The sequence below is a fragment of the Halegenticoccus soli genome (assembly GCF_002844195.1).
GTDB lineage: Archaea > Halobacteriota > Halobacteria > Halobacteriales > Haloferacaceae > Halegenticoccus > Halegenticoccus soli.
This window is the reverse complement of the sequence record NZ_PEND01000010.1, coordinates 39,829-61,630: the sequence shown is the minus strand read 5'-3', so window position 1 is coordinate 61,630 and position 21,802 is coordinate 39,829. Positions and strand designations below refer to the sequence as shown.

Here is a 21,802-nt window from a genome sequence, read left to right as displayed (position 1 = left end):
ACCGGGCGTTGGGTCGGTCCCCGGTAAACTGTTACGTCGGGGCGGCGCTCCCGGGGTCCGGTACTCCGATCGGACTGAATTTCGTCGGCGCGCGAACGGGCCACTAAGCGATCGCGGCGCGTAGTCGAGAGCGGAGATACCATGACTCACGATTCGTCGAACGCGCGCGTTCCGGTCACGGTCGTAAGCGGCACGCTCGGGGCGGGGAAGACGACGCTCCTGAATCACGTGCTCCGAAACCCGGGAGGAAGACGGGTCGCCGTCGTCGTCAACGACGTCGGCGAGGTGAACGTCGACGCCGAGTTGCTCGCCGGCTCGACCGACGACGAGATCGTCGATCTCTCGAACGGGTGCATCTGCTGCCGCCTCCGCGGGGACCTGCTCGACGCCGTCGAGCGGCTGGCCGAGACGCGCGACTTCGACGTCCTGCTCGTCGAGGCGTCGGGCGTCAGCGAGCCGATGCCGATCGCCCGCCTGTTCGCCGGCGGCGACGCCGACAGCGACGTCGATCCGACGGCGTACTACCGGCTCGATACGACCGTGACCGTGCTCGACGCCTACGGGTTCTGGAAGGAGTTCGACGCCGGCGCGTCGCTCCCCGCCGGGGCGGCGCGCGACGCCGACCGACCGCTCGCCGACGTGCTCGTCGACGGCATCGAGTTCTGCGACGTGCTGCTTGTGAACAAGTGCGACGCGGTCCCCGACGACGTGCTCGACGACGTCGAGGAGGTCGTCGGGACGCTCCAGCCCCGCGCCGAGATCGTCCGCACCGTCCGCGCCGAGGTCGACCCCGACCTCATCCTCGACGCGGGGCGGTTCGACTTCGAGGCGGCGAGGCGGGCCGCGGGGTGGAAGCGGCACCTCGCGGGACGAACGGACGAGCGCGACGGTCGACCCGCCGGCCGTGACGGCGGAGAGCGCGACGATCACGGCGATCACGACGACCGCGGGGATCACGACGGCCACCGCCACGGAGACCGCGGCGAGTACGGCGACGACCGCCACCACGGCCACGACGAACCCGCGGTCGCGTCGTTCGTCTACGAGCGGACGCGCCCGTTCCACCCGGAGCGCTTCGGCGCGTGGCTGCGAGAGTGGGACGGAGACGTGATCCGGGCGAAGGGATTCTGCTGGGTGGCCGGACGCGACCGGGAGGTCGTCGGCGTCAGCCGGGCGGGGCCGTCAGTGCAGGCGGGTCCAATCGGCGAGTGGGACCCCGATCGCGACGAGCGCGCGACGCGGCTCGTGTTCATCGGGCGCGAGTCGATGGATCGGGAGCGGATCTCGGAGGAACTGGACGGCTGTCTGGCGACGGACGCGGAGCGGGCGGGAGAGCGGGACCCGACGGCCGACCCGTTCCCGCTATCGTCGCCCTGAGCCCGGGGTGCGGGCGCTCGGATCGGCGTTTCGCGCGTCGTCGTCCCCGTCCCCGTCATCGGCGGCCGCGTCGGCCGGGGACACCTGCTCGCGCAGTTCGTCCCACGATTCGTGGAACCCGTGCGTCGACCGGCTCGACCCCGCGTTCACCGCCCGCTGGTACACGTCGTCGTAGTCGAGCAGCCTGTCCCACCCCTGCATGTTGTAGTTGCAGTACTGGCACATCCTTCGCCCCACGTACTCCCGCGCGTCGGTTAACGGTTCTGTCGGCGACCGTCGCCGCGGATCTGTCGACGGCCGCCACCGCCGCGGTTCCGTCGGTGACTCCCGACGCTGCGGGTTCGTCGCCGACCCTCACCGCCGCGATTCCCCCGGCGAACGCAGCCGCGTCGACCGGGCGGAGCCGCGAACCTGTCACTCCGGCCGATCGGTCCGCGGGAACCCGAGAAGTACAAATACGTCCGCGCGAAACAGATGAACGAATCGAACCACATTCTCGCGACGAACGACGCGGACGACGGCGGACCGATCTCCGGGCGCTGCGACCACTGCGACTGGCGGACGACGACCGATTCCTACGCGGCGATGGTCAGGGCGTACCACGACCACCTCCGGGCGGAACACCCGGAGGCGTGGCTCCGCGCCTGAACCGCGTGCGAAACATCGCCTCCCGGCCTCGCGAACCGCGGACGGGCGGGGCTACGGTTCGAGCAGGACCTTGGTGACCCCCTCCTCGCGGTTGTCGAACTTCTCGTACATCTCCGGCGCTCTGTCGAGGTCGACCCGGTGGGAGACGACGAAGCTCGGCTCTGCGCGCCCCTCGATGATGAGGTCGCGGAGCTGGCGGTTGTACCGCTTGGCGTTGCACTGGCCGGTGCCGAGCGCGATGCCCTTCTCGAACAGCTTGCCGAAGTCGATCCCGAGACGCCCCATCTCGGCCATCTCGTCCGGCGCGCCGGGGTCGGACGGAACGTACAGGCCGGGAATCCCGAGCTTCCCGGTCGCGCGGACGGTCCGGATCAGCTGGTTCAGCACCACGGCCGGGTTCTCGCGGGCGGGGTCGTAAGCGTCGTCCCCCGGATCGGTCTTCGGATCGATCGCCTGGTAGCCGACGGCGTCGACGCCCTTGTCCACCCCGTCGCCGTGCATGTCCTTGATCTGCTCGACCGGGTCGCCCTCCTCGAAGTTGATCGCCGTCGCGTCGCAGTGCTCTTCGGCCAGTTCGAGCCGGCTCGGGACGCGGTCGACGACGTAGATCTCCGACGCGCCCTGGAGCTTCGCGCTGTACGCCGCCATCAGGCCGACCGGCCCGGCCCCGTAGACGGCGATGGACTCGCCGGGCTGGAGGTCGGCGAGGCGCGTCCCGTGCCACCCGGTCGGGAAGATGTCCGCGAGCAGCGCGAAGTCGTCCTCGTGCTCGTCGCCCTCGGGGAGCTTCAGGGCGTTGAAATCGGCGTAGGGGACGCGCAGTTTCTCGGCCTGACCGCCCTTGTACGGCCCCATGGCGACGTACCCGTACGCGCCGCCGGCGAAGCCGGGGTTGACGTTGGTGCAGAAGCCGGTGTAGCCGTTCTCGCAGTTGCGACAGAAGCCGCAGGCGACGTTGAACGGGAGGACGATCCGATCACCCTCCTCCAGCGTGTCGACGCCCTCGCCGACCTCCGAGACGGTTCCCATGTTCTCGTGCCCGAAGACGATCCCCGGCTCCGCTGCCGTCCGCCCCTCGTACATGTGCAGGTCGGACCCGCAGATCGCCGACGTGGTGATGTCGATCACGACGTCGTTCGGGTGTTCGATCTCCGGTTCGTCTACCTCCTCGACGGCTACCTGGTGCGGTCCCTTGTACACGACCGCGCTCATTGACATGTTATAGCACCTCATAGGAGGGACAACGCTAAGACACATGACATTTTTTTCACGGCCTGCGATACGTCGTAGCGGGGTGAGAGATCGGTGATCCGGACGGTCGCGGGGGAACGAGGATCAGTCGGACGCGGGAGTCGCGTCCTCGGGGGCGATCGGCGGGCGGGTCACCTCGCGGTCGGTGGCCTCGCCCTCGATGTCGTAGGGGTACTCGCCGGTGACGCAGCCGAGACAGAGGTCCGCTCGCGACTCGCCGAGCACCGACGCGACGGCGTCGATCGAGAGGTACGCGAGGCTGTCGGCGCTGATCGCCTCGCGCACCTCCTCGACGGACCTGTCCGCGGCGATGAGCTCCTCGCGGGTGTGCATGTCGATCCCCATGTAGCAGGGGGCGACGATCGGCGGCGCGCCGATGCGCATGTGCACCTCCTCCGCGCCCGCGTCCCGCAGAAGCTCGACGAGCTGGGTCGAGGTCGTCCCGCGCACGATGCTGTCGTCGATGAGCGTGACGGTCCTGCCCTCGACGGTGCTCCTGATCGGGTTGAGCTTCAGGCGAACCGCCCGCTCGCGCTCGTCCTGCGTGGGCATGATGAACGTCCGACCGACGTACCGATTCTTCATCAGCCCCTCGGCGAATTCGACGGCGTCGCCCTCCTCGTCGGCCGCTTCGTTCGCCGCCTCGGCGTACCCGGAGGCGAACGCGCGCCCCGAGTCCGGGACCGGCATCACCACGTCGGTGTCGATGCCGCTTTCCTCCCAGAGCTTCCGGCCGAGGTTCCGGCGGACCTCGTAGACGAGGTTGCCGTCGACGATCGAGTCCGGCCGGGCGAAGTAGACGTGCTCGAAGAAGCAGTGCGCGGAGTGTTCGCGCTCGAAGAGCTGGTACGTGTCGTACCCCGCGCCGTCCTTTTCGAGGACGACCAGCTCGCCCGGGCGCACGTCGCGGACGAGTTCCCCGTCGAGAGTGTCGATGGCCGCGCTCTCGCTCGCCAGGATGTAGCCGTCGTCGAGTTCGCCGATGCAGAGCGGGCGGTTCCCCTCGGGGTCGCGGACGCCGAGCACCACGTCGTCGTGCATGATCGTGAGCGAGTACGACCCGTGGATGCGCTCCATCGTCCGCTTGACCGCGCGGACGAGATCCTCCTCCAGCAGGTTGCGGGCGAGGTCGTGGGCGATCACCTCCGTGTCGCCGTTCGAGGTGAACGCGTGGCCGAAGCCCTCCAGCTCGGCGCGGATCTCGTCGGCGTTGACGAGGTTGCCGTTGTGCGCGAGGCCGAGCGAGCCGGACTTGAACGAGACCGCGAACGGCTGCGCGCAGCAGGCGTCGACGCCGCCCGCGGTCGGATAGCGGACGTGGCCGATCCCCGCCGAGCCCTTCAGCCCGTCGAGGTCGTCCTCGCCGAAGGCGTCGCCCACCAGCCCCATCTCGACGTGACTGTGCTGTTGGAACCCGTCGTGGGTGACGATCCCCGCCGACTCCTGACCCCGGTGCTGGAGCGCGTAGAGCGAGTAGTACAGGGGGCGCGCGGCGCTCCGATCCGCGAGGGAGACGCCGGCGACGCCGCACTTCTCGGTCAGCCCGCCCAGGGGGTGACGGCTCGAATCCCGCCCGTGTTGCATACGGACGGCTAGAGACGGTCGACGATTAAAAACCCCCGTCATTGTGCGGAATTCATCTCGGTGTTCGGACGAAGATGTACAAGAACACGCATACTCCTCGGGCGCTCGCCCTCCCGTCGCAGACGGTAGCGAGGCTGCTCCGGCGACGGGCGACGAGACCCTCGTGACGGGCGACGAGACTTCCGTGACGGGTGACGAGACCCCTGCGACGGACCGCGCGAGACCCTACACGAAACCCCGCGACGGATCGCGACGGGGTGGCTTCGCCGCCGTCGGGTCGTCGCGGTTCACGTGCGCGTCGGAAGTAGCGGAGTCGGCAGGAGCGACCTTCCCGACGCGCCGCTGTTCGGGTGAAATCCGCGAGAGAAAACGGAGACGAGAGTCGGGACCGCGGACTACTCGCCGGCCTTCGACTGCCAGGCGTACTCGCGGCGCTTCGCCGACTTGCCGAAGCCGCAGGCCGAACAGACTTTCTTCTTGACGTGGTACGATTTCTCGCCGCAGCGACGGCACTTCACGTGGACCGTCTTGTTCTTCTTCCCTTGGCTCGGGGTTCCTGCTCCCGTCATGCTTTGATCGTGACGACGTTATCGCCGCGTATAATCGTTGTGTCTTCGACCGCCTCGACGTCGAGGTCGCCGAGCACGTCGTCGGCGTCGAGGTCCTCCTCCAGCACCACGTTCATGTGCTGATCGTAGCCCGCGAGCACCCCGTGGTAGGCGGTGCCGTCCTTCAGGTTGACCGTGACCGGTTCGTTCAGGGATGCCTCCAACACGTCCAGGGGTCGTCCGCTCATGACAGAGACGCATCCCGTTCGTGTATTAAACATACCGGACAGGACCCGAGACAATGCGCTCGCCGCGGGGATCGCGCCGGCGGTTCGGCCCACTGAACGACTATACCCTCTCGCTCCGTTATCACGACCGACGGAGCGACCCGTCCGCCGGGCGGCGCGGCGGTTCGGCGACGGTCCGCCGAAACGCGACCCACGGTCCGTCGGCCCCCGATTCGCGGTCCGTCGATCCCGATCCATGCCCCCCTACGACGCCTCCGACGTGCCGGACGACGCCCGCGAGAGCGTCGCGGCCCTCGCCGAGCGGGTGGCGCGGGGGGACCTCGCCGCGGTCGACGAGGACTTCCTCGGCGAAGCGTACCAGGAGCGAGTGCCCGACGAGGTCAGAAAGGCGCTCGGGCAGTACTACACCCCCCGTCCGGTCGTCCGGTACGTGGTGCGGCGCGTCGAGGGTCGACTCGACGCCGACAGCGTCGTCCTCGACCCGGCGTGCGGCAGCGGCGCGTTCCTGACGGAGCTGTGCGCCGCCCTCGCGCGCCGCCTGGCCGACGCCGGGTGGGACGCCGATGCCGCCCGCCGGCACGCGCTCGAAACGCAGCTCCACGGCGTCGATCTCGACGAGTTCGCCGTTCACCTCGCGGCGGTGAACGTGCGGCTGCGAGGCGGCGGCGGTCGATCCGCCTCCGGGGCGGCCAGCCCGTGCGTCGTCGTCGGCAACGCGCTCGTCCCGCTGGACGCGGCCGGCTGCGGGAACGAGGACGGAAACGGAGACGCGGATGGGAACGAGGGCGGAGAGACGGAGGGAGAGGGGAACGAGGGCGGAGAGACGGACGAAGACGGATGGGGAAAAGCGGGCGGAACGGGACGCGAAAACGGGGGAGAGAGGGGCGCGAGCCGACGGGTGGCGCGGCTGTTTCGACGCGTCCGCCGCGAGCGGGGCGGTTTCGACGCCGTCGTCGGAAACCCGCCGTACGGCGTCGTGGCCCGCGGGTCGTCCGTGCCGCTGTCGGACGGGACGTACGGCGAGGCGATCGAACGGGGGTACCGGGACGTAACCGAGGGCCGGACCAACGTCGCGAGCCTGTTCGTCAAGCGCGGGCTGGATCTCCTCGATCCCGACGGCGGGATCCTCGCGTTCGTCCTGCCGAAGTCGACGCTGTACGCCCGCGGCTTCCGGGCGCTCCGCCGACACGTCGCGGGGCGCTGTCGGATCGTCGAGATCGCCGATCTCGGGCGGGCCTGGGACGACGTGGGGTACGAGCAGGTGATCCTCTTTCTCGAACTCGAAGCGGACGGTCGACGCCGGGCGGCCAACGACGTCCGCGTCGTCTCGGGCGTGGGGGACGTGACCGCCCTCGAACGCGGGGAGTACGCCGAGCACGCCGTCTCGCAGTCGCGGTTCGACGGCTCGGGCGCGTTCCCGATCTACTACCCGTGCGCCGCGGATCCCGACGGCGGATCGATCTGGGAGGCCGTCTGGGAGCGCTCGATCCCCTTCGGGGAGGTCGACGCCGACGTGTTCCGGGGGCTGGCGATCCAGAGCGAGGCGGACCGCCTGTCGGACGCGGGCCGCGGGCCGGACTGGACGCCGATCCTCCGCGGCCGCCACATCGGGGGCGACCTGCCCGAAACCGGCGAGAGCTGGTACCTGAACGCCGAAGACGCCGAGTACGTCGACGCCGGCGGCGACCTCCCGCGGAAGGCGGCCCGACTGGAGCGGGACAAGATCGTCTGCAAGCGCCTTGTGTCGAGCGACGTCAAGATCGACGCGGCCTACGACGACAGCGCGTCGGACCCGGCGGTCCCCCGACCGTACTACAACTACGACACCGTGACGAACGTCGTCGTCGAGGACGACCGGTTCGACGACCTGTACGTCCTCGGCGTCCTCACGAGCGACCTCGTCGCCGCGTACCTGCGCGACGTCGTGTTCGCGCGCGCGACGCTGACCATGGATCTCGACGGCCCCTACCTCGATCAGCTTCCGGTGGCGGCGATCCCCCGGACGGAAACCGAGGCGGACCCGGGACAGGTGACGCAGGCGGACGTGCGCGCGGTCGTCGAGACGCTCGCGGAGACGAAGGCCGCGCTGGAGGCCGGCGGCGGCGAAGCGGGCGGGAACGGAGACGGGGAGAGGGGCGGAGAGGGCAAAAGGGGCGGGGACGCGGAGGCCGTCGACGGCGACCTCTGGGACCGGTTCCGGCTGGCGCGGCGGAAACTCAACGACCACGTGTACCGTGCCTACGGTGTCGACGAGGACGGGCGACGGCTACTGGCCGACCTGCGCGAGCCGGAATCGGACGGGTGACCGAGGGCAGCGGCTCGAAGCGGCGGCGATCAGTGTCTGCGAGCGTCGCGCCCCTCCCCGGCGCGCCGACTCAGGCAGTTTTTAATAGCCGGGCGTGTAAGCCCGAACAACGCAACCCCGCGGGCAAGTGCGGCGCGCACCGAACCGGCGACGGTCGGCGGCGGTGTCGTCGCACGCGGGGGTCAACGACCGACGCGCTGTAAGACGCCGGGGCCGTGGGCCCCCGTAGTGGGGATTTCAGTGAGCACAGCTGCCACGTTTGTGGCGTTTCAGTGCCCGAAACCATGGAAATCGAAATCGCAACAATCGGCGGATACGAGGAAGTCGGTCGCCAGATGACGGCCGTTCGCGCGGGCGACGACGTCGTCATCTTCGACATGGGGCTGAACCTCTCGCAGGTTCTGATCCACGACAACGTCGAGACCGAGCGGATGCACAGCCTGGACCTCATCGACATGGGGGCCATCCCGGACGACCGCGTCATGAGCGACCTGGAGGGGGACGTGCAGGCCATCGTGCCGACGCACGGCCACCTCGACCACATCGGCGCGATCTCCAAGCTCGCCCACCGCTACGACGCGCCCGTCGTGGCGACGCCCTTCACCATCGAGCTGGTGAAACAGCAGCTCCAGGGCGAGAGCAAGTTCAACGTCGAGAACAACCTGATCAAGATGGGGGCCGGCGAGACGATGTCGATCGGCGAGCGGTGCGAACTGGAGTTCGTCAACGTCACCCACTCCATCATCGACGCGATCAACCCGGTGCTGCACACCCCCGAGGGCGCGATCGTCTACGGGCTGGACAAGCGCATGGACCACACGCCGGTCATCGGGGACCCGATCGACATGGATCGGTTCCGCGAGATCGGCCGCGAAGGGAACGGCGTCCTCTGCTACATCGAGGACTGCACCAACGCGGGTCGGAAGGGCCGGACCCCGAGCGAATCGGTCGCCCGCCGGCACCTCAAGGACGTGCTGTACTCCATCGAGGACTACGACGGCGGCATCGTCGCGACGACGTTCTCGAGCCACATCGCCCGCGTGAAGAGCCTGGTCGAGTTCGCCGACGACATCGGCCGGCAGCCGGTGCTGCTCGGCCGATCGATGGAGAAGTACTCCGGCACCGCAGAGCGGCTCAACTTCGTCGACTTCCCCGAGGACCTCGGCATGTACGGCCACCGCAAGTCCGTCGACCGGACGTTCAAGCGGATCATGAAGGAGGGCAAGGAGAACTTCCTGCCCATCGTGACCGGCCACCAGGGCGAACCCCGAGCGATGCTGACGCGCATGGGCCGCGGCGAGACGCCCTTCGAGCTCGACGACGGCGACAAGGTCCTCTTTTCGGCCCGGGTCATCCCGGAGCCGACGAACGAGGGCCAGCGCTACCAGTCCGAGAAGCTCCTGCGGATGCAGGGCGCGCGCATCTACGACGACATCCACGTCTCCGGGCACCTCCGCGAGGAGGGCCACTACGAGATGCTGCGGACCCTCCAGCCCCAGCACGTCATCCCTGCCCACCAGAACCTCAGGGGCTTCGCCCCATACGTCGACCTGTGCGAGAGCCAGGGGTACACGCTGGGCCGGGACGTGCACGTCACGCGAAACGGCAACATGATCCAGATCGTAGAGTAATGACGTCCGAAGCGACGGAGGAGCGAGTGCTGCGCGCGGTCGACGAGCGGCGCAGGCTCGTCAACGAGGCCATCGACGAGGAGCTGCCGATGGCGGAGCCGGAGCGGCTGTACGAGGCGTCCCGCTACCTCCTGCAGGCGGGCGGCAAGCGGCTGCGACCGACGGTGACGCTCCTCGCCGCCGAGGCGCTCGCGGACGTCGAACCGCTGTCCGTCGACTACCGGTCGTTCCCGTCGCTGGACGACGACGCGGTCGACGTGATGCGGGCGGCGGTGAGCCTGGAGATCATCCAGTCGTTCACCCTCATCCACGACGACATCATGGACGACGACGACCTCCGTCGCGGCGTGCCGGCGGTCCACGAGGCGTACGACACCGAGACGGCCATCCTCGCGGGCGACACCCTCTACTCGAAGGCGTTCGAGATCATGAGCGACACCGGCTCGAAGGCCGAGCACGGCCTGGAGGCGATGCGGCTCCTGTCGACCACCTGCACCCGGATCTGCGAGGGGCAGGCGCTCGACGTGCAGTTCGAGACGCAGGCGGAGGTGCTCCCCGAGGAGTACCTCCAGATGATCGAGTACAAGACGGCGGTGCTGTACGGGGCGGCCGCGGCAACGCCCGCCGTGTTGCTCGGCGCGAACGAGAACGTCGTCGACGCGCTCTACGGGTACGGAATCGAGGCGGGGAGCGCGTTCCAGATCCAGGACGACGTGCTCGATCTCACCGTCCCGAGCGAGCGGCTCGGAAAGCAGCGCGGCTCCGACCTCGTGGAGAACAAGGAGACGCTGATCACGCTTCACGCCCGCCAGCAGGGCGTCGACGTGGACGGCCTCGTCGACGCGGCGGACGCCGAGTCGGTCGCGGAAGCCGAGATCGACGAGGCGGTCGACCGCCTCGAAGCCGCCGGCAGCATCGAGTACGCCCGGGAGAAGGCCCGAGAGCTGACGGAGCGGAGCAAGGATCGGCTGTCCGTGCTGCCGGACAACGAGGGCCGACGCCTCCTGTCCGACATCGCCGACTACCTCATCACGCGCGGATACTGAAACCGCGCGGAACGGTACCGGCCGAAGCCGTCGAAGTTCCGCCTGGACCGACGGCGGAGCAAGCTGACGGGCGAAACGAGGTGGCGGATCGGCGACGAGATCGCCGTTCTCCGCTCTTCGGTCGGACGGAAACGGACAACCAGTTGCGAGTTTATTTCACCGGAAACCCGGTGTGTGGGTAGCGGCTGCGCTGCCCGACGAGCGCGGGCGCGGATCAGATCGGACCGGGCGGACGCGGCCCGGGCTCGACGAGCGCGCGGACGGGGACGGGAGCGCCTGGGATCGCCGATCCCGAATTCGAGCTATTCGAGGTCGGCGAGTATCTGCTCGGCGTGACCCTCGGGAGAGACGCCCTCGTAGACGCGCGTGATCTTCCCGTCGGGGTCGACGACGTACGTGTTCCGGAAGACGCCGTCGAACGTCTTTCCGAACATGTTCTTCTCGCCGTAGGAGTCGTAGGCGGCGGCAACCTCGCCGGACTCGTCGGAGAGGAGTCGGAAGGGGAGGTCGTACTTCTCCGCGAACGCCGCGAGATCGGAGACCGGGTCGTCGCTGATTCCGAGCACCGCGACCCCCCGCTCTTCGAACTCGTCGGAGGCGTCGCGGAAGCTGCACGCCTCGGTCGTGCAGCCGGGGGTGTCGGCGCGGGGGTAGAAGTAGACGACCACGGTGTCGCCGCGGTAGTCCGAGAGCGAGACGCGCTCGCCGCGCTGATCGGGCAGTTCGAAGTCGGGCGCATCGTCGCCGACGCTGAGCATAGGTGGGTCTAGGAGGCCGGACACAAACAGTTTCCTAGTCGAGCCGTTCGGCGGCGTCGCGCTCTACCAGCGGTTCGGCGTTCGCGGTGGGCAGCGTCACCACGTCCTCCGCTTCGAGGTAGTACTCGCGCTCGTCGACCCCGAAGATCTCCCCGACGTCCGCCGTGATGCGGACGGTCGTCCGATCGGTCCCGTCGGCGTTCGGAGACGCGTCGCCGCCCGCGGATCGAGACGCGCCGTCGCCCGCGGACCGGGACGCGTCTTCGGCCCGGTCGTCGGGTTCGGGAGCCCCCGACCGCGGTTCGTGACCGTCGCCGGCGGGTCCGTCGGGGGCGTCGCCCGCCGAAGCGGCGTCCGATCCGTCGGGAACGCGGCCGTCCCCGTCGTCCGTTTTCGAGCCGGGGTCGTCCGGTCCGCCGCCCATGGCGTCCGCGAGGACGCCGCCTGAATCCGGGCGCTCGGTGCCGGGTTCGCCGCCCCGGTCCGCGCCCGGTTCGTCGATCGAGTCCGCGTCCGAAGCTGCGCTCTCGGACGCGGGGACGCCGCCGGGCGCTTCGGGCGTCCCCGAGTCGTCGGTCCCGCCCTCCGCGTCGGCCGCGGCCGACCGGCGCTCGCCGGCGAGCACGTCGAGCACGTTCGACTTGTTTCGCTCGATCCGCTCGACGAGGTCGTCGAACAGCGCCCGCTCCTCGGCGGTCATCCCGTCGTCGTCGACCGGCATGTCCGCCGCGGCGAAGCTGGCGAGCTTGACCACCTTGCCCACCCGCCGCTCGTACACCGCCTCGACGACCTCCTCCGCGGTTTCGATCTCGTCTGTGAGGCGGCCCACCTCCGGCGAGGAGAAGGGGTCGTCGGCCTCCGCCGCGATGCGCTTTCGCTCCTCCTTGAGCCCTTCGACGTACGCGGCGACGTCCCCGTAAAACGAGTCCCGGAGGTGCTGTAAGCTGTCCTTCCGGCGCTCCTTCGACTGGACGGTTCTGAGCTCGTCGAGGTTCATTCCCTTGCCTTCTCCGCGTCGCCGCGCGCCATCAGGAACACGCCGACGCACTCTCGAACCGTGTTCTCTCCCGCCTCGATCTTAGTCCTTTCCCCGAGGAGGTCGACCGCCGTCTCCGCGCGGGCGTCGATCCTGATCTCGCCGCCCGTGAACCGGTCCGGCACCGCGTCGACCAGCGGGTCGAACTCGTCCAGCGCGTCGCGGTCGATGCGCGTCACGCGAAGGCCGGTCCCGCCGTGGAGGCTCCCGGGGAGGCGGATCAGCCGCTTCGTGTCGGTCGTCACCGGCTCGTCGATCGGCGCGGTCTCCCGCTCGACCGTCTCCCGGGCGATCGACTCGACGAGCATGCGCAGTCCGGGGCCGCCGACCTCGACGTTGCCGGCGCGGATCGCGTCGGGGTTCCGCCTGAACGCGCCGAGTATCGTCGTCGCGCGCCCCTCGCCGATGCCGTCGAGTTCCCGGAGGCGGTCGAGCGCGTCCTGCTCGTCCGTCGCGCGGAGTTCCTCGACGAGTTCGAGCAGCGCCTCGTGCGTCCGCCTGCCCCACCCGCCCTCGGTCCGGAGTGTGCGCCGGGTCGTCGTCCCGGTCTGGACGGTGGTGACGAGGCCGTCGAAGTCGAGGTCGACCGCCCGGACGTAGTCGACGATCTCGCGGCGGGCTTCGCTATCGAGGTCGCGCACGCCGTCGTCGCGGACGTGGACGTGGTACCCGCGCCCGCCGGAGAAGACCACTTCGAGGTCCTCGAAGGCGAAGTCCGTTTCGAGGATGTCGAGCAGGCGGCGGAGGGCGTCCTTGCAGGCCACGAGCATTCCCCCGTAGCTCGTGGCCTCCGGGTCGATGGCCGGGAGGTGGTCGGCGTCGAGGTCGAACACCAGGTCCGCCTCGCGCCAGCCCTTGCCGTCCATCGTGCTCGCGCTCGGATCGGCGTAGCGCGCGGCCGAGAAGTACGCGTGGCGGGGCGCCTCCCGGGCGAGAAAGTCCCCGAGGTCGCCGAGATCCAGGAGCGACTGGTGGCGCACCATCGTCGTGCCGGTTCCGGCGGTCCACGGGATGTGGCCCCACTCGCGGTCGCCGGCCGCCGGTGGGGCGACGATATCGACGCTCCGGTAGTAATCGCCGAAGCGGCCCTGGAGGTACGCGCGCGTCCGGTCGTCCATCGCTTCTCCGACCTTGTGAGAGCGCGGGTATAGGCGTTTTCGTTGCGGGCGCGAACGGTCGAGCGGAGCGCGGAGGGCTCAGCGGCGCGCGGTCGGTTCGGCGGGGTGTGAGGCGGGGCCGTTCACCGGCGCATGAACCCGGAGAGCTTGTCCCGGATCCCCTCGTGCTCGCCCAGCTTCAGGTAGTAGGCGTCGCCGCCGTCCTCGTAGTAGTTGTCGATGCGGCGCTTGATCTCGAAGCCGATGTGCTCGTAAAAGCGCAGCGCCCGCTCGTTCGTCGTTCGCGCGTGGCAGGTGACGACCCGGTGGTGCTCGGCGACTTCGGCGACGAGCCGCCCGCCGTACCCCTGCCCCCTGACCTCCGGGGCGACGGCGAGAAAGAGGATGTACCCGTCGCGCCGGACCGAGGCGAAGCCGATGAGTTCGTCGTCGATGAAAAACAGGTGCGTCGTCGACCGGCGGTACGCGTCCATGAAGAACCCCCGTCGCTGCTTGAGGACGCCTTCGTCCCGACGTATCCGCTCTTTGAGCTCCCACGCCTGCTCGGCGTGCGCGTCGGTGCCCGGTTTGTCCACCCGTTTCTCGACGTTGACGCTCACTACCACACACCTAACATGGTCTGGGATATAACTCCACCGTCGTCACGCCGAACGGAACGAACGGAAGCGACTTGAGTGCGCCCGTTCAACCGCGAGACGGTGAGTTACGCACTGCGGGACCACACGGCCGACGTGGCCGTCGAGGCGGCGGCCGACGACCTCTCGGAGCTGTTCGCGGCGGTCGCCGACGGCCTCGCGGCGGCGATGTGCGAGTCGGTCCCCGAGGACGGCGGCGACTGCTTCCCGATCAGCGTCCGCGCCGAGAGCCGCGAGGCCCTCCTGTTCGATTACCTCGACCAGCTCATCTACGAGCGCGACGTGCGGGGCGTCCTGCCGGTCGACAACCGCGCCGCCGTGCACCGCGACGGCGACGAGTGGGTCGTCGAGGCGACAGCTCGGGGGGTCCCCCTCTCGGCGGTCGTCGCCCGCGAGGTGAAGGCCGTGACGTACTCCGAGATGCGCGTCGAGGAGACCGCCGACGGCTGGGAGGCGTACGTCGTGTTCGACGTGTGACCGGCCCATCGAATCGTCGGTTCGCCGCGACGACCGCTTCCGTTCGTCGCGGGCGACGTCGACCCCGGCGTCGCGCCCGTCATCGGTTCCCGGGGAGAGAGAATCGGGGCAGGACTTAGCGTCCTCGCCGCCGAAGAGACGACTATGAACCGACAGTCGACGACGGTGGGAGCCGCCGTCGGAGCCGTCGCGGTCCTGCTGCTCGCGGCGGTGGGCACGGCCCGGGCGCACGTCGAGTACGTCACGCCCGGCGGCGATCCGGTCGAGGTGGCCGCGTTCCTGGTCGACGCGCTGACCGATCCGTTCAACCTCCTCGTCCTCGCCGGCGGCGCGGTCGTCCTCGGGGCGATCCTCGGGCTGTACCTCCGGGTCAGGCCCGCCCGGCGCGACGTCGACGTGCTCCGGGCGTCCCTCGCGTCCTACCGCGATCTGCTCCCGTGGCTCCTGCGGTTGAGCATCGGGCTCCCGCTCGTCGGCGCGGGCTTCACGGGCTACTACTTCACCCCGCTGTACCGGCCGCCCGCGCCGACGTTCGTCCGGCTGTTCGGCATCGCGGTCGGCTTCCTGCTGCTGTTCGGGCTGGCGACCCGCTTCGTCGCCGCCGTCGGCCTCCTCGGCTACCTCGCGGGGGTCGTCGCCGAGCCGGCGCTCCTCCTCGCGTTCGAGTACGTCCCGGCGTTCCTCGCGATCGTCCTCGTCGGCGGGGGTCGCCCGAGCGCGGACGAGGTGATCGCGCGGATGGCGGACGACGAGCGCACGCTCTACTCCCGAATCGACCCGTTCTACCGGCGGCTCGCGGTGCCGTTCCGGCGGCGGATCGAACCCTACGAGGCGTTCGTCCCGACGGTCCTCCGGGTCGGACTCGGCCTCACGTTCCTCTACCTCAGCGTCGCGGAGAAGCTCGTGAACCCGGGCGACGCGCTCGCGGTCGTCGGGAAGTACGATCTGACGGCGGTCGTCCCCGTCGCGCCGGAGCTGTGGGTCGTCGGCGCGGGGCTCGTCGAGGCGCTCGTCGGCGTCATGCTGATACTCGGGCTGTTCACCCGGGCGTTCGCCGGCGTCGCGTTCCTCCTCTTCGTGACGACGCTCTTCGGCCTGCCGGACGACCCGGTGCTCGCGCACATCAGCCTGTTCGGGCTGGTCTCGGCGCTTCTGGTCACCGGAGCCGGGCCGTTCGCGTTCGACGCGCGGCTGCACGAAGCGCGCGCGTCGGAGGACGGGCGGGTCGCCCCGGTCGATTGAACCGATCGCCGTGACGGAACCCTATTCAATCGGGCGACCGTTTTTTCACGTATGAAGACGCGAGAGTTCGACGGCATCCGCCTCGAACAGGTCCGGGAGTACGTGTGGGAGATCCCGCGGGAGGGCGACATGCGCGTCCCCGCGCGCGTGCTCGCCAGCGAGGAGCTCCTCGAACAGATCGGTGACGACAAGACGCTCCAGCAGCTCCGGAACGCGACGCACCTGCCGGGGATCACGAAGCACGCGATCTGCATGCCCGACGGTCACCAGGGGTACGGCTTCCCCGTCGGCGGCGTCGGCGCGACCGACACCGAAAACGGGTGCATCTCGCCGGGGTCGGTCGGCTACGACATCAACTGCGGCGTCAGGATGATGCGGACGAACCTCACCTACGACGACCTCCGGGGGAAGGAAGAGGAGCTGGTCGACTCGCTCTTCGCCAACGTCCCCTCGGGGCTCGGCGGCGGCGGCATCGTCGAGGGCGACGTGGACACGGTGAACGAGGTGCTCGCCCGCGGCATGGACTGGGCGATGGAGGAGGGGCACGCGGTCGAGGCGGACCTCCTGCACTGCGAGGACGAAGGTCGCCGTCCGGACGCCGACCCCGACGCGGTGTCCCAGAAGGCGAAAGACCGGGGGAAGAACCAGCTCGGCAGCCTCGGCAGCGGCAACCACTTCCTCGAAGTCCAGCGCGTGACGGACGTGTACCGCCCCGAGGTGGCCGAGGCGTTCGGCATGGAGGAGGATCAGATCGTCGTGCTCATCCACTGCGGGAGCCGCGGGCTCGGCCACCAGGTGTGCAACGACTACCTCCGGCGCATCGAGAAGGAACACGGCGACCTGCTCGCGGCGCTCCCCGACAGGGAACTCGCCGCCGCGCCCGCCGGATCGCCGCTCGCCGAGGACTACTACGGCGCGATGTGCGCCGCGATCAACTTCGCGTGGACGAACCGCCAGCTCATCATGCACCGCACCCGCCGGGTGTTCGAGCGCGCCTTCGGCCGCGACTGGGAGGACATGGAGATGCACCTGATCTACGACGTGGCGCACAACATCGCGAAGAAGGAGGTTCACGACGTGGACGGGGAGGAGCGGGAGCTGTACGTCCACCGGAAGGGCGCGACGCGGGCGTTCCCCGCCGGCCGCCCCGAGGTCCCGCGCGCCTACCGCGACGTCGGCCAGCCCATCATCATCCCGGGCAGCATGGGCGCGGGCAGCTACGTCCTCCGCGGCGGCGACGCCTCGATGGAACTCACGTTCGGCTCGACGGCCCACGGCGCCGGTCGGGTGATGAGTCGCACGCAGGCGAAAAAGGAGTACTGGGGCGAGACGGTCCGAAACGACCTGCGCGACCGGCAGAAGATCTACGTCAAGGCCCAGAGCGGCGCGACGGTCGCCGAGGAGGCACCCGGCGTCTACAAGGACGTTGACGAGGTCGTCCGCGTCTCCGACGAGCTCGGCATCGGCGACAAGGTCGCGCGGACGTTCCCCGTCTGCAACATCAAGGGCTGAGCGGCATCGTCGAGGGCGGCGTCCCCGGCGGCGAGAGTTTTTATCCGAAAACGGGACCAGCCGCACGTATGCGCTGACGACGGTCGCGAAGCGAGTCGAGGCGGGTGTGCGGCGCGCCGCTTCGCGTTTCCTCCGGACCGCGCCGCCTGTTCGCACTCACGGAGCGGATGCTCGGACGCTCTGACGCGCTCCGGGACAGGGGACTTCAGGACCAGAAGCCGCCGGGGCCCCGAGGACCGCGGGGGCCCCGAATACCCGTCACCCGGTCGGCGGGGTTGATCTCGACGAACTCAGACGGTCTCCGCGGGTCGAGTTCCTCCCCGTTTTCGAACTTCACGAAGCTCAGGTAGAACCGTCGGCCGCACCCCTCCGGAGCGTCGACCAGCTCGCCGTCCGGCCCGATCTCGGCGGTGCGCGCGGAGTCGTCCTTGCCGACCTCGCCGGCGGCCGACGCCGACTCGTCCTCCCCGCAGACGAACTTCACGCCGTCGGCTTCCTCGTAGTCCTCGTCGGGGGCGGCGTACTCCCACCCCTCGAACGGGAACGGCGTGACCGCCTTGTCGGCGAGGTACTCGTCCCGTTCGAGTTCGACGAGCTTCCCGCAGTGGGGACAGGAGTAGGTGACGGTGAAGGTCATCGCCCGAGCTACGCCCTCCGCGGGTTTAACGTCCGCGTCGGACGCGCGTCCGGTGCTGGGACGTCTCCGCCGTCCCGTCGGGCGGAGCGCACTCGGACGGTGCGGTGACCAGTGCGGCGACCGGGGAAAATCCGCCCTCGGTGGCAACTCTTATCCGCCGTTCCCTCCGAAGGTTGGACATGAACGAAGCGGACGTGCGCGAGCGACTCCGGGAGGTCGAGGATCCCGACCTCGGTGAGGACATCGTCTCGCAGGGGCTCGTCAACGCCATCCAGGTCGAGGACGGAACCGTCCGAATCTCGCTCGCCCTCGGAGCGCCGTACGCGCCGCACGAAACGCGGATCGCCGAGCGCGTCCGCGAGGTGCTCGAAGACGAGGACGTAGCTGTCGAACTCACCGCGAAGCTCCCCTCCGATCTCACGTCCGACGAGCAGGTCCTGCCGGGCGTGAAGAACGTCGTCGCCGTCGCCTCCGGCAAGGGCGGCGTTGGGAAGTCGACCGTCGCGGTCAACCTCGCCGCCGGGCTGTCGAAGCTCGGCGCTCGGGTCGGGCTGTTCGACGCCGACGTGTACGGGCCGAACGTCCCGCGGATGGTCGCCGCCGACGAGCGCCCCCAGGCGACCGCGGAGCGGAAGATCGTTCCCCCGGAGAAGTACGGGATGAAGCTCATGAGCATGGCGTTCCTCGTCGGCGAGGACGACCCGGTCATCTGGCGCGGACCGATGGTCCACAAGCTCCTCACGCAGCTCGTCGAGGACGTGGAGTGGGGCGAGCTGGACTACATGGTCGTCGACCTCCCGCCGGGCACGGGCGACACCCAGCTGACGGTGCTGCAGACGCTGCCGCTCACCGGCGCGGTGATCGTCACGACGCCACAGGACGTGGCGCTCGACGACGCGCGGAAGGGCCTCCGGATGTTCGGCAAGCACGAGACGAACGTCCTCGGGGTCGTCGAGAACATGGCCGGGTTCCGCTGTCCCGACTGCGGGAGCGTCCACGACGTGTTCGGATCGGGCGGCGGGAAGGCGCTGGCGGACGAGACGGACCTCCCCTACCTCGGTGGCGTCCCGCTCGATCCCGCGGTCCGAACGGGCGGCGACGGCGGCGAGCCGATCGTGCTCGAAGAGGAAAGCGAGACGGCCGACGCGTTCCGCGTGCTGACCGAGAACGTCGCGAACAACGTCGGAATCGTCAACCGCCGCCGGGCGAGTGGACGATGAGGGACGCGAACGTCGACGCGAACCGGACGAAGGGCGGCCGGCGTCCGTCCGAAGGCTCCGGGGACGCCGAACGGTCGGAGACGGCCGACGGCGAGACGGCGTTCGAACCGGATCCGGAGCGCGTCCGATTCCTGCGCGAGATTGCCGACGACGTCCGGAGCGACAGTTCCGAGAGCAGACAGGTGGCGGCAATCCTCTACCGCGTGAGCGACCTCTACGACGAGAGCGGCGACACGTCGCCGGAGGAGATCTATCTGAACGTGCGCAACATCATGCGCATCAAGGAGCGGGGCGGCAGAGAGCGGTAGTAAACGCCTCGCGCGGCGACCGCGCGCCGACCGAGCAGCCGACAACGGGGACGTCGACCCGACGGATTTTGGTGCGCGCCGCCCGAGGTTCGACCGTGGACGCACACCAGGACACGCTGAAGAATCCGTTCAGCATGGACGAGACCTGCGCGAACTGCCCGGCGCTCCGCGAGACGCGGTCGAACGTCGTCCACGGCTACGGCGACGTCGGCGCCGAGTTCCTCTTCATCGGAGAGATGCCCGGCAGGGGCGCCGACGAGAGCGGAATCCCCTTCGTCGGCGACGAGGCCGGACGGCGCCTCCAGTACATCCTGGGCGAGCTCGGCCTGTCGCGTACCCCGCCGGACGCGGCGGAGCCGGACCTCCAGAACGTCTTCGTGACGTATCTGACCCGATGTCGGCACCCCGAGCGCGCGCCGACGGACGAGGAGATCGCCAACTGCGAGCCGTACCTCAACGCCGAGATCCGGATGATCAACCCGGAGATCATCGTCCCGATCGGGCAGCGGGCGCTCGAAGCACTCGCCGTCGAGTACACGACCCGCCGTCCGGACAGCTTCGACGCGGACGAGGAACACGCGACGACGATCCGCGGTCGGGGCTTCGAGCTGGTCCCGATGGTCGAACTCGACCGGCAGACGGACGAACTGACGGAGGCGTTCGTCGAGCACGTGAAAACGGAGGTGTTCGGGCGGGACTATCGGCAGACGAAGGGTCGACGCGGTCGCTGACGGACTACCAGTACGGGGTCGAGGTACCGCCGCCGCCGCGAGCGCCGAGCAGCGCGGCCCCCGCCACGGCGACGGTCACGAGCACGAACACGACGAGAGCGGCCGGTCTCGACTGGAGGCCGAGTCCGAAGAGCGCGAGCGAACCGACCAGCGCGAGTCCGAGGAGCGCGACGACGATGCGGGTGACTGATCCGATCGAGTTCATGGGCAATCCTCCGTCCGGCCGTACTAAACCTCTCCGGCGAATCGGGGCGAACCCCGCCCGAACTCGGCTCGGAGGAGCCACTCGTCGTTCGGGTGGGGCGACCGCAGAAGGGGTGGTGTGTCAAAGTGTCGGACCAACCCAGGATCACACTGAGTCTGTCCACTTACGCGTACTGTCTCGAACACTATAAAGTCGCGTCAGACGATCGTCTGACGGAGGGAGAACCGAGCGAAATGCCGCGACGTCACCGAAGCGGCGTCCCGTCGAGCGCGACGTGCGTTTCGTCGTACAGCGCGGCGCGCTCGCAGCCGAACCCCTTGAAGAACCGGTCGCCGTACCGCCGGTACACGCAGTCGCGGACCGCCACTCCCTTCGACCCGTGGAGGTTCACCGCCCGCAGCACGCAGTCGCGGTCGTGCCAGCACCGCCGCGGCGTCGCCCCGTGGAAGTAACAGCCCGAGACGGACAGGCCGTGCGCGCCGTCGCCGTACACTTCGACCGGGTGGTCCTCCCGGCGGCCGTTGCCCTCGACGTACGCGTCGCGGATCGAGACCGCGGGCGAGCGGACGTCGATGCCGTGGGAGTGACAGAGCTGGACCGTCCCGCCGTGGATCGCCGTCTTGTAGCCCCGGAGGCGGAAGCCGACACCCCGACAGGCGGTCGCCCGGCAGCCGTAGAAGTGGGTGCTGTGCGGATTCGCCCCCGAGTCGAGGCGGAACCCGTCGCCGCCGCAGTTCCACGCCTGGACGTTCGAAAAGGTCGTCCCGTAGGAGCCGTGCTCGCCCTCTCCGACGCGGACGCCGTGTCCCTTCGTCCGAAGGACGACCGTGTCGACGATCCCCTGCGGGGACGACTCGACGGCGATCCCCGCGCCGCCCTCGCCGCCGTGGACGCGGAGGTTCTCGATCGTGAACGGGTACGAGTACCCCGCGGGTCCCGCGCCCCTGATCGAGAGCACGTCGCCCCCGACGTCGTCGTGACCGATCCGGGTGACGGACGGCCCCTGCCCCCGGAGCGCGAAGGGTGCGAAGTCATCCCCGTCAGCGTGGAGCGCGATCGGATACGACTCGGCGCTCGGGTCGTACGCTCCGGTGAGTTCGATGCTGACGCCGCGGTCGCGGGGGGCCTCGTCGTAGGCCGCCTGTACGGTGTCGAACGCCCCGTGCGAGGCGACGACGGGCGGGGGATCCGGGGATCCGGGAGCGGTCGGTCGAGTCACGTTCCGCCCGAAAGGGCCGCGAGCACATGAGCGTGTCCGCCGACCGGGCGGCGGGATCAGCGGGTT

23 protein-coding genes are annotated in these 21,802 nt (G+C 69.5%); 11 read left to right on the top strand and 12 right to left on the bottom strand.

Going from position 1 to position 21,802, the window contains the following annotated elements; genetic code table 11:
- The first annotated feature begins 141 nt into the window (after window positions 1–141).
- The gene (locus CNO20_RS21055; protein ID WP_101298175.1) at window positions 142–1,377 is read left to right on the top strand and encodes a CobW family GTP-binding protein; all 1,236 of its coding nucleotides are present in this window, start codon (window positions 142–144) and stop codon (window positions 1,375–1,377) included.
- Here the strand turns inward: CNO20_RS21055 and CNO20_RS21050 are convergent.
- A complete protein-coding gene (locus tag CNO20_RS21050) occupies window positions 1,363–1,602 on the bottom strand; it encodes a hypothetical protein (RefSeq protein WP_101298174.1) in 240 nt (79 codons plus the stop codon). The genes CNO20_RS21055 and CNO20_RS21050 overlap by 15 nt on opposite strands.
- Window positions 1,603–1,851: 249 nt before the next feature.
- Here CNO20_RS21050 and CNO20_RS23575 point away from each other — a divergent pair, with 249 nt between their 5' ends.
- The gene (locus CNO20_RS23575; protein ID WP_199174952.1) at window positions 1,852–2,025 is read left to right on the top strand and encodes a hypothetical protein; all 174 of its coding nucleotides are present in this window, start codon (window positions 1,852–1,854) and stop codon (window positions 2,023–2,025) included.
- A 51-nt stretch (window positions 2,026–2,076) separates the two neighbouring features.
- Here the strand turns inward: CNO20_RS23575 and CNO20_RS21045 are convergent, their stop codons facing one another.
- From CNO20_RS21045 to CNO20_RS21030, 4 genes are all read right to left on the bottom strand, one after another.
- A complete protein-coding gene (locus tag CNO20_RS21045) occupies window positions 2,077–3,237 on the bottom strand; it encodes a glutathione-independent formaldehyde dehydrogenase (protein WP_101298173.1) in 1,161 nt (386 codons plus the stop codon).
- 123 nt (window positions 3,238–3,360) lie between these two features.
- Window positions 3,361–4,860, bottom strand: coding sequence for an amidophosphoribosyltransferase (purF, locus tag CNO20_RS21040; protein ID WP_101298172.1), 1,500 nt, complete (start codon window positions 4,858–4,860; stop codon window positions 3,361–3,363).
- Window positions 4,861–5,255: 395 nt separating this feature from the next.
- Entirely contained in the window at window positions 5,256–5,429 is a 174-nt protein-coding gene (locus tag CNO20_RS21035) for a 50S ribosomal protein L37e (RefSeq protein ID WP_101298171.1), read from the bottom strand.
- The gene (locus CNO20_RS21030) at window positions 5,426–5,656 is read right to left on the bottom strand and encodes an LSM domain-containing protein (protein ID WP_101298170.1); all 231 of its coding nucleotides are present in this window, start codon (window positions 5,654–5,656) and stop codon (window positions 5,426–5,428) included. Before CNO20_RS21030 ends, CNO20_RS21035 begins: the two co-directional genes overlap by 4 nt.
- 235 nt (window positions 5,657–5,891) lie before the next feature.
- On the opposite strand from CNO20_RS21030, the gene CNO20_RS21025 reads away from it, so the two are divergent.
- From CNO20_RS21025 to idsA3, 3 genes are all read left to right on the top strand, one after another.
- A complete protein-coding gene (locus CNO20_RS21025; RefSeq protein WP_158237460.1) occupies window positions 5,892–7,961 on the top strand; it encodes an Eco57I restriction-modification methylase domain-containing protein in 2,070 nt (689 codons plus the stop codon).
- 284 nt (window positions 7,962–8,245) lie between these two features.
- A complete protein-coding gene (locus tag CNO20_RS21020; RefSeq protein WP_101298168.1) occupies window positions 8,246–9,592 on the top strand; it encodes an RNase J family beta-CASP ribonuclease in 1,347 nt (448 codons plus the stop codon).
- Complete coding sequence (gene idsA3, locus CNO20_RS21015; protein WP_101298167.1) at window positions 9,592–10,638, top strand: geranylfarnesyl diphosphate synthase; 1,047 nt, start codon at window positions 9,592–9,594, stop codon at window positions 10,636–10,638. Before CNO20_RS21020 ends, idsA3 begins: the two co-directional genes overlap by 1 nt.
- A 302-nt stretch (window positions 10,639–10,940) precedes the next feature.
- Here idsA3 and bcp read toward each other — a convergent pair whose 3' ends face one another.
- The 4 genes from bcp to CNO20_RS20995 all read right to left on the bottom strand — a co-directional run bounded on the left by bcp (window position 10,941) and on the right by CNO20_RS20995 (window position 14,149).
- Complete coding sequence (gene bcp / locus CNO20_RS21010) at window positions 10,941–11,396, bottom strand: thioredoxin-dependent thiol peroxidase (RefSeq protein ID WP_101298166.1); 456 nt, start codon at window positions 11,394–11,396, stop codon at window positions 10,941–10,943.
- Window positions 11,397–11,430: 34 nt separating this feature from the next.
- The gene (locus CNO20_RS21005; RefSeq protein ID WP_101298165.1) at window positions 11,431–12,393 is read right to left on the bottom strand and encodes a DNA replication complex subunit Gins51; all 963 of its coding nucleotides are present in this window, start codon (window positions 12,391–12,393) and stop codon (window positions 11,431–11,433) included.
- Complete coding sequence (gene priS, locus CNO20_RS21000) at window positions 12,390–13,550, bottom strand: DNA primase small subunit PriS (RefSeq protein ID WP_101298164.1); 1,161 nt, start codon at window positions 13,548–13,550, stop codon at window positions 12,390–12,392. Before priS ends, CNO20_RS21005 begins: the two co-directional genes overlap by 4 nt.
- Before the next feature lie 122 nt (window positions 13,551–13,672).
- On the bottom strand, window positions 13,673–14,149 hold the full coding sequence (locus CNO20_RS20995; RefSeq protein WP_101298163.1) for a GNAT family N-acetyltransferase: 477 nt from the start codon (window positions 14,147–14,149) through the stop codon (window positions 13,673–13,675).
- A 99-nt stretch (window positions 14,150–14,248) separates the two neighbouring features.
- Between CNO20_RS20995 and CNO20_RS20990 the strand changes: the two genes are divergently transcribed.
- From CNO20_RS20990 to CNO20_RS20980, 3 genes are all read left to right on the top strand, one after another.
- The gene (locus CNO20_RS20990) at window positions 14,249–14,662 is read left to right on the top strand and encodes an archease (RefSeq protein ID WP_101298235.1); all 414 of its coding nucleotides are present in this window, start codon (window positions 14,249–14,251) and stop codon (window positions 14,660–14,662) included.
- 144 nt (window positions 14,663–14,806) lie between these two features.
- Window positions 14,807–15,904: a DoxX family protein gene (locus tag CNO20_RS20985; RefSeq protein ID WP_101298162.1), complete on the top strand. Its 1,098-nt coding sequence runs from the start codon at window positions 14,807–14,809 to the stop codon at window positions 15,902–15,904.
- A 51-nt stretch (window positions 15,905–15,955) separates the two neighbouring features.
- On the top strand, window positions 15,956–17,416 hold the full coding sequence (locus CNO20_RS20980) for an RtcB family protein (RefSeq protein WP_101298161.1): 1,461 nt from the start codon (window positions 15,956–15,958) through the stop codon (window positions 17,414–17,416).
- Window positions 17,417–17,621: 205 nt separating this feature from the next.
- On the opposite strand, the gene CNO20_RS20975 is transcribed toward CNO20_RS20980, so the two are convergent.
- Window positions 17,622–18,053 (bottom strand): DUF7969 family protein, encoded by a 432-nt coding sequence (locus CNO20_RS20975; RefSeq protein WP_101298160.1) that lies wholly within the window; start codon window positions 18,051–18,053, stop codon window positions 17,622–17,624.
- A gap of 179 nt (window positions 18,054–18,232) precedes the next feature.
- Between CNO20_RS20975 and CNO20_RS20970 the strand changes: the two genes are divergently transcribed.
- The 3 genes from CNO20_RS20970 (at window position 18,233) to CNO20_RS20960 (ending at window position 20,312) form a co-directional block, all read left to right on the top strand.
- Complete coding sequence (locus CNO20_RS20970; RefSeq protein ID WP_101298159.1) at window positions 18,233–19,273, top strand: Mrp/NBP35 family ATP-binding protein; 1,041 nt, start codon at window positions 18,233–18,235, stop codon at window positions 19,271–19,273.
- Window positions 19,270–19,581, top strand: coding sequence for a DUF7976 family protein (locus tag CNO20_RS23570; RefSeq protein ID WP_199174951.1), 312 nt, complete (start codon window positions 19,270–19,272; stop codon window positions 19,579–19,581). The genes CNO20_RS20970 and CNO20_RS23570 overlap by 4 nt, the downstream gene beginning before the upstream one ends.
- Window positions 19,582–19,676: 95 nt before the next feature.
- Window positions 19,677–20,312, top strand: a complete 636-nt coding sequence (locus tag CNO20_RS20960) for a uracil-DNA glycosylase (RefSeq protein ID WP_101298158.1) — start codon at window positions 19,677–19,679, stop codon at window positions 20,310–20,312.
- Between the two features lie 4 nt (window positions 20,313–20,316).
- Here the strand turns inward: CNO20_RS20960 and CNO20_RS20955 are convergent, their stop codons facing one another.
- Both CNO20_RS20955 and CNO20_RS20950 read right to left on the bottom strand, forming a co-directional pair.
- Entirely contained in the window at window positions 20,317–20,517 is a 201-nt protein-coding gene (locus CNO20_RS20955) for a hypothetical protein (RefSeq protein WP_101298157.1), read from the bottom strand.
- A 244-nt stretch (window positions 20,518–20,761) separates the two neighbouring features.
- Entirely contained in the window at window positions 20,762–21,736 is a 975-nt protein-coding gene (locus tag CNO20_RS20950; protein ID WP_101298156.1) for a right-handed parallel beta-helix repeat-containing protein, read from the bottom strand.
- Between the last annotated feature and the right edge of the window lie 66 nt (window positions 21,737–21,802).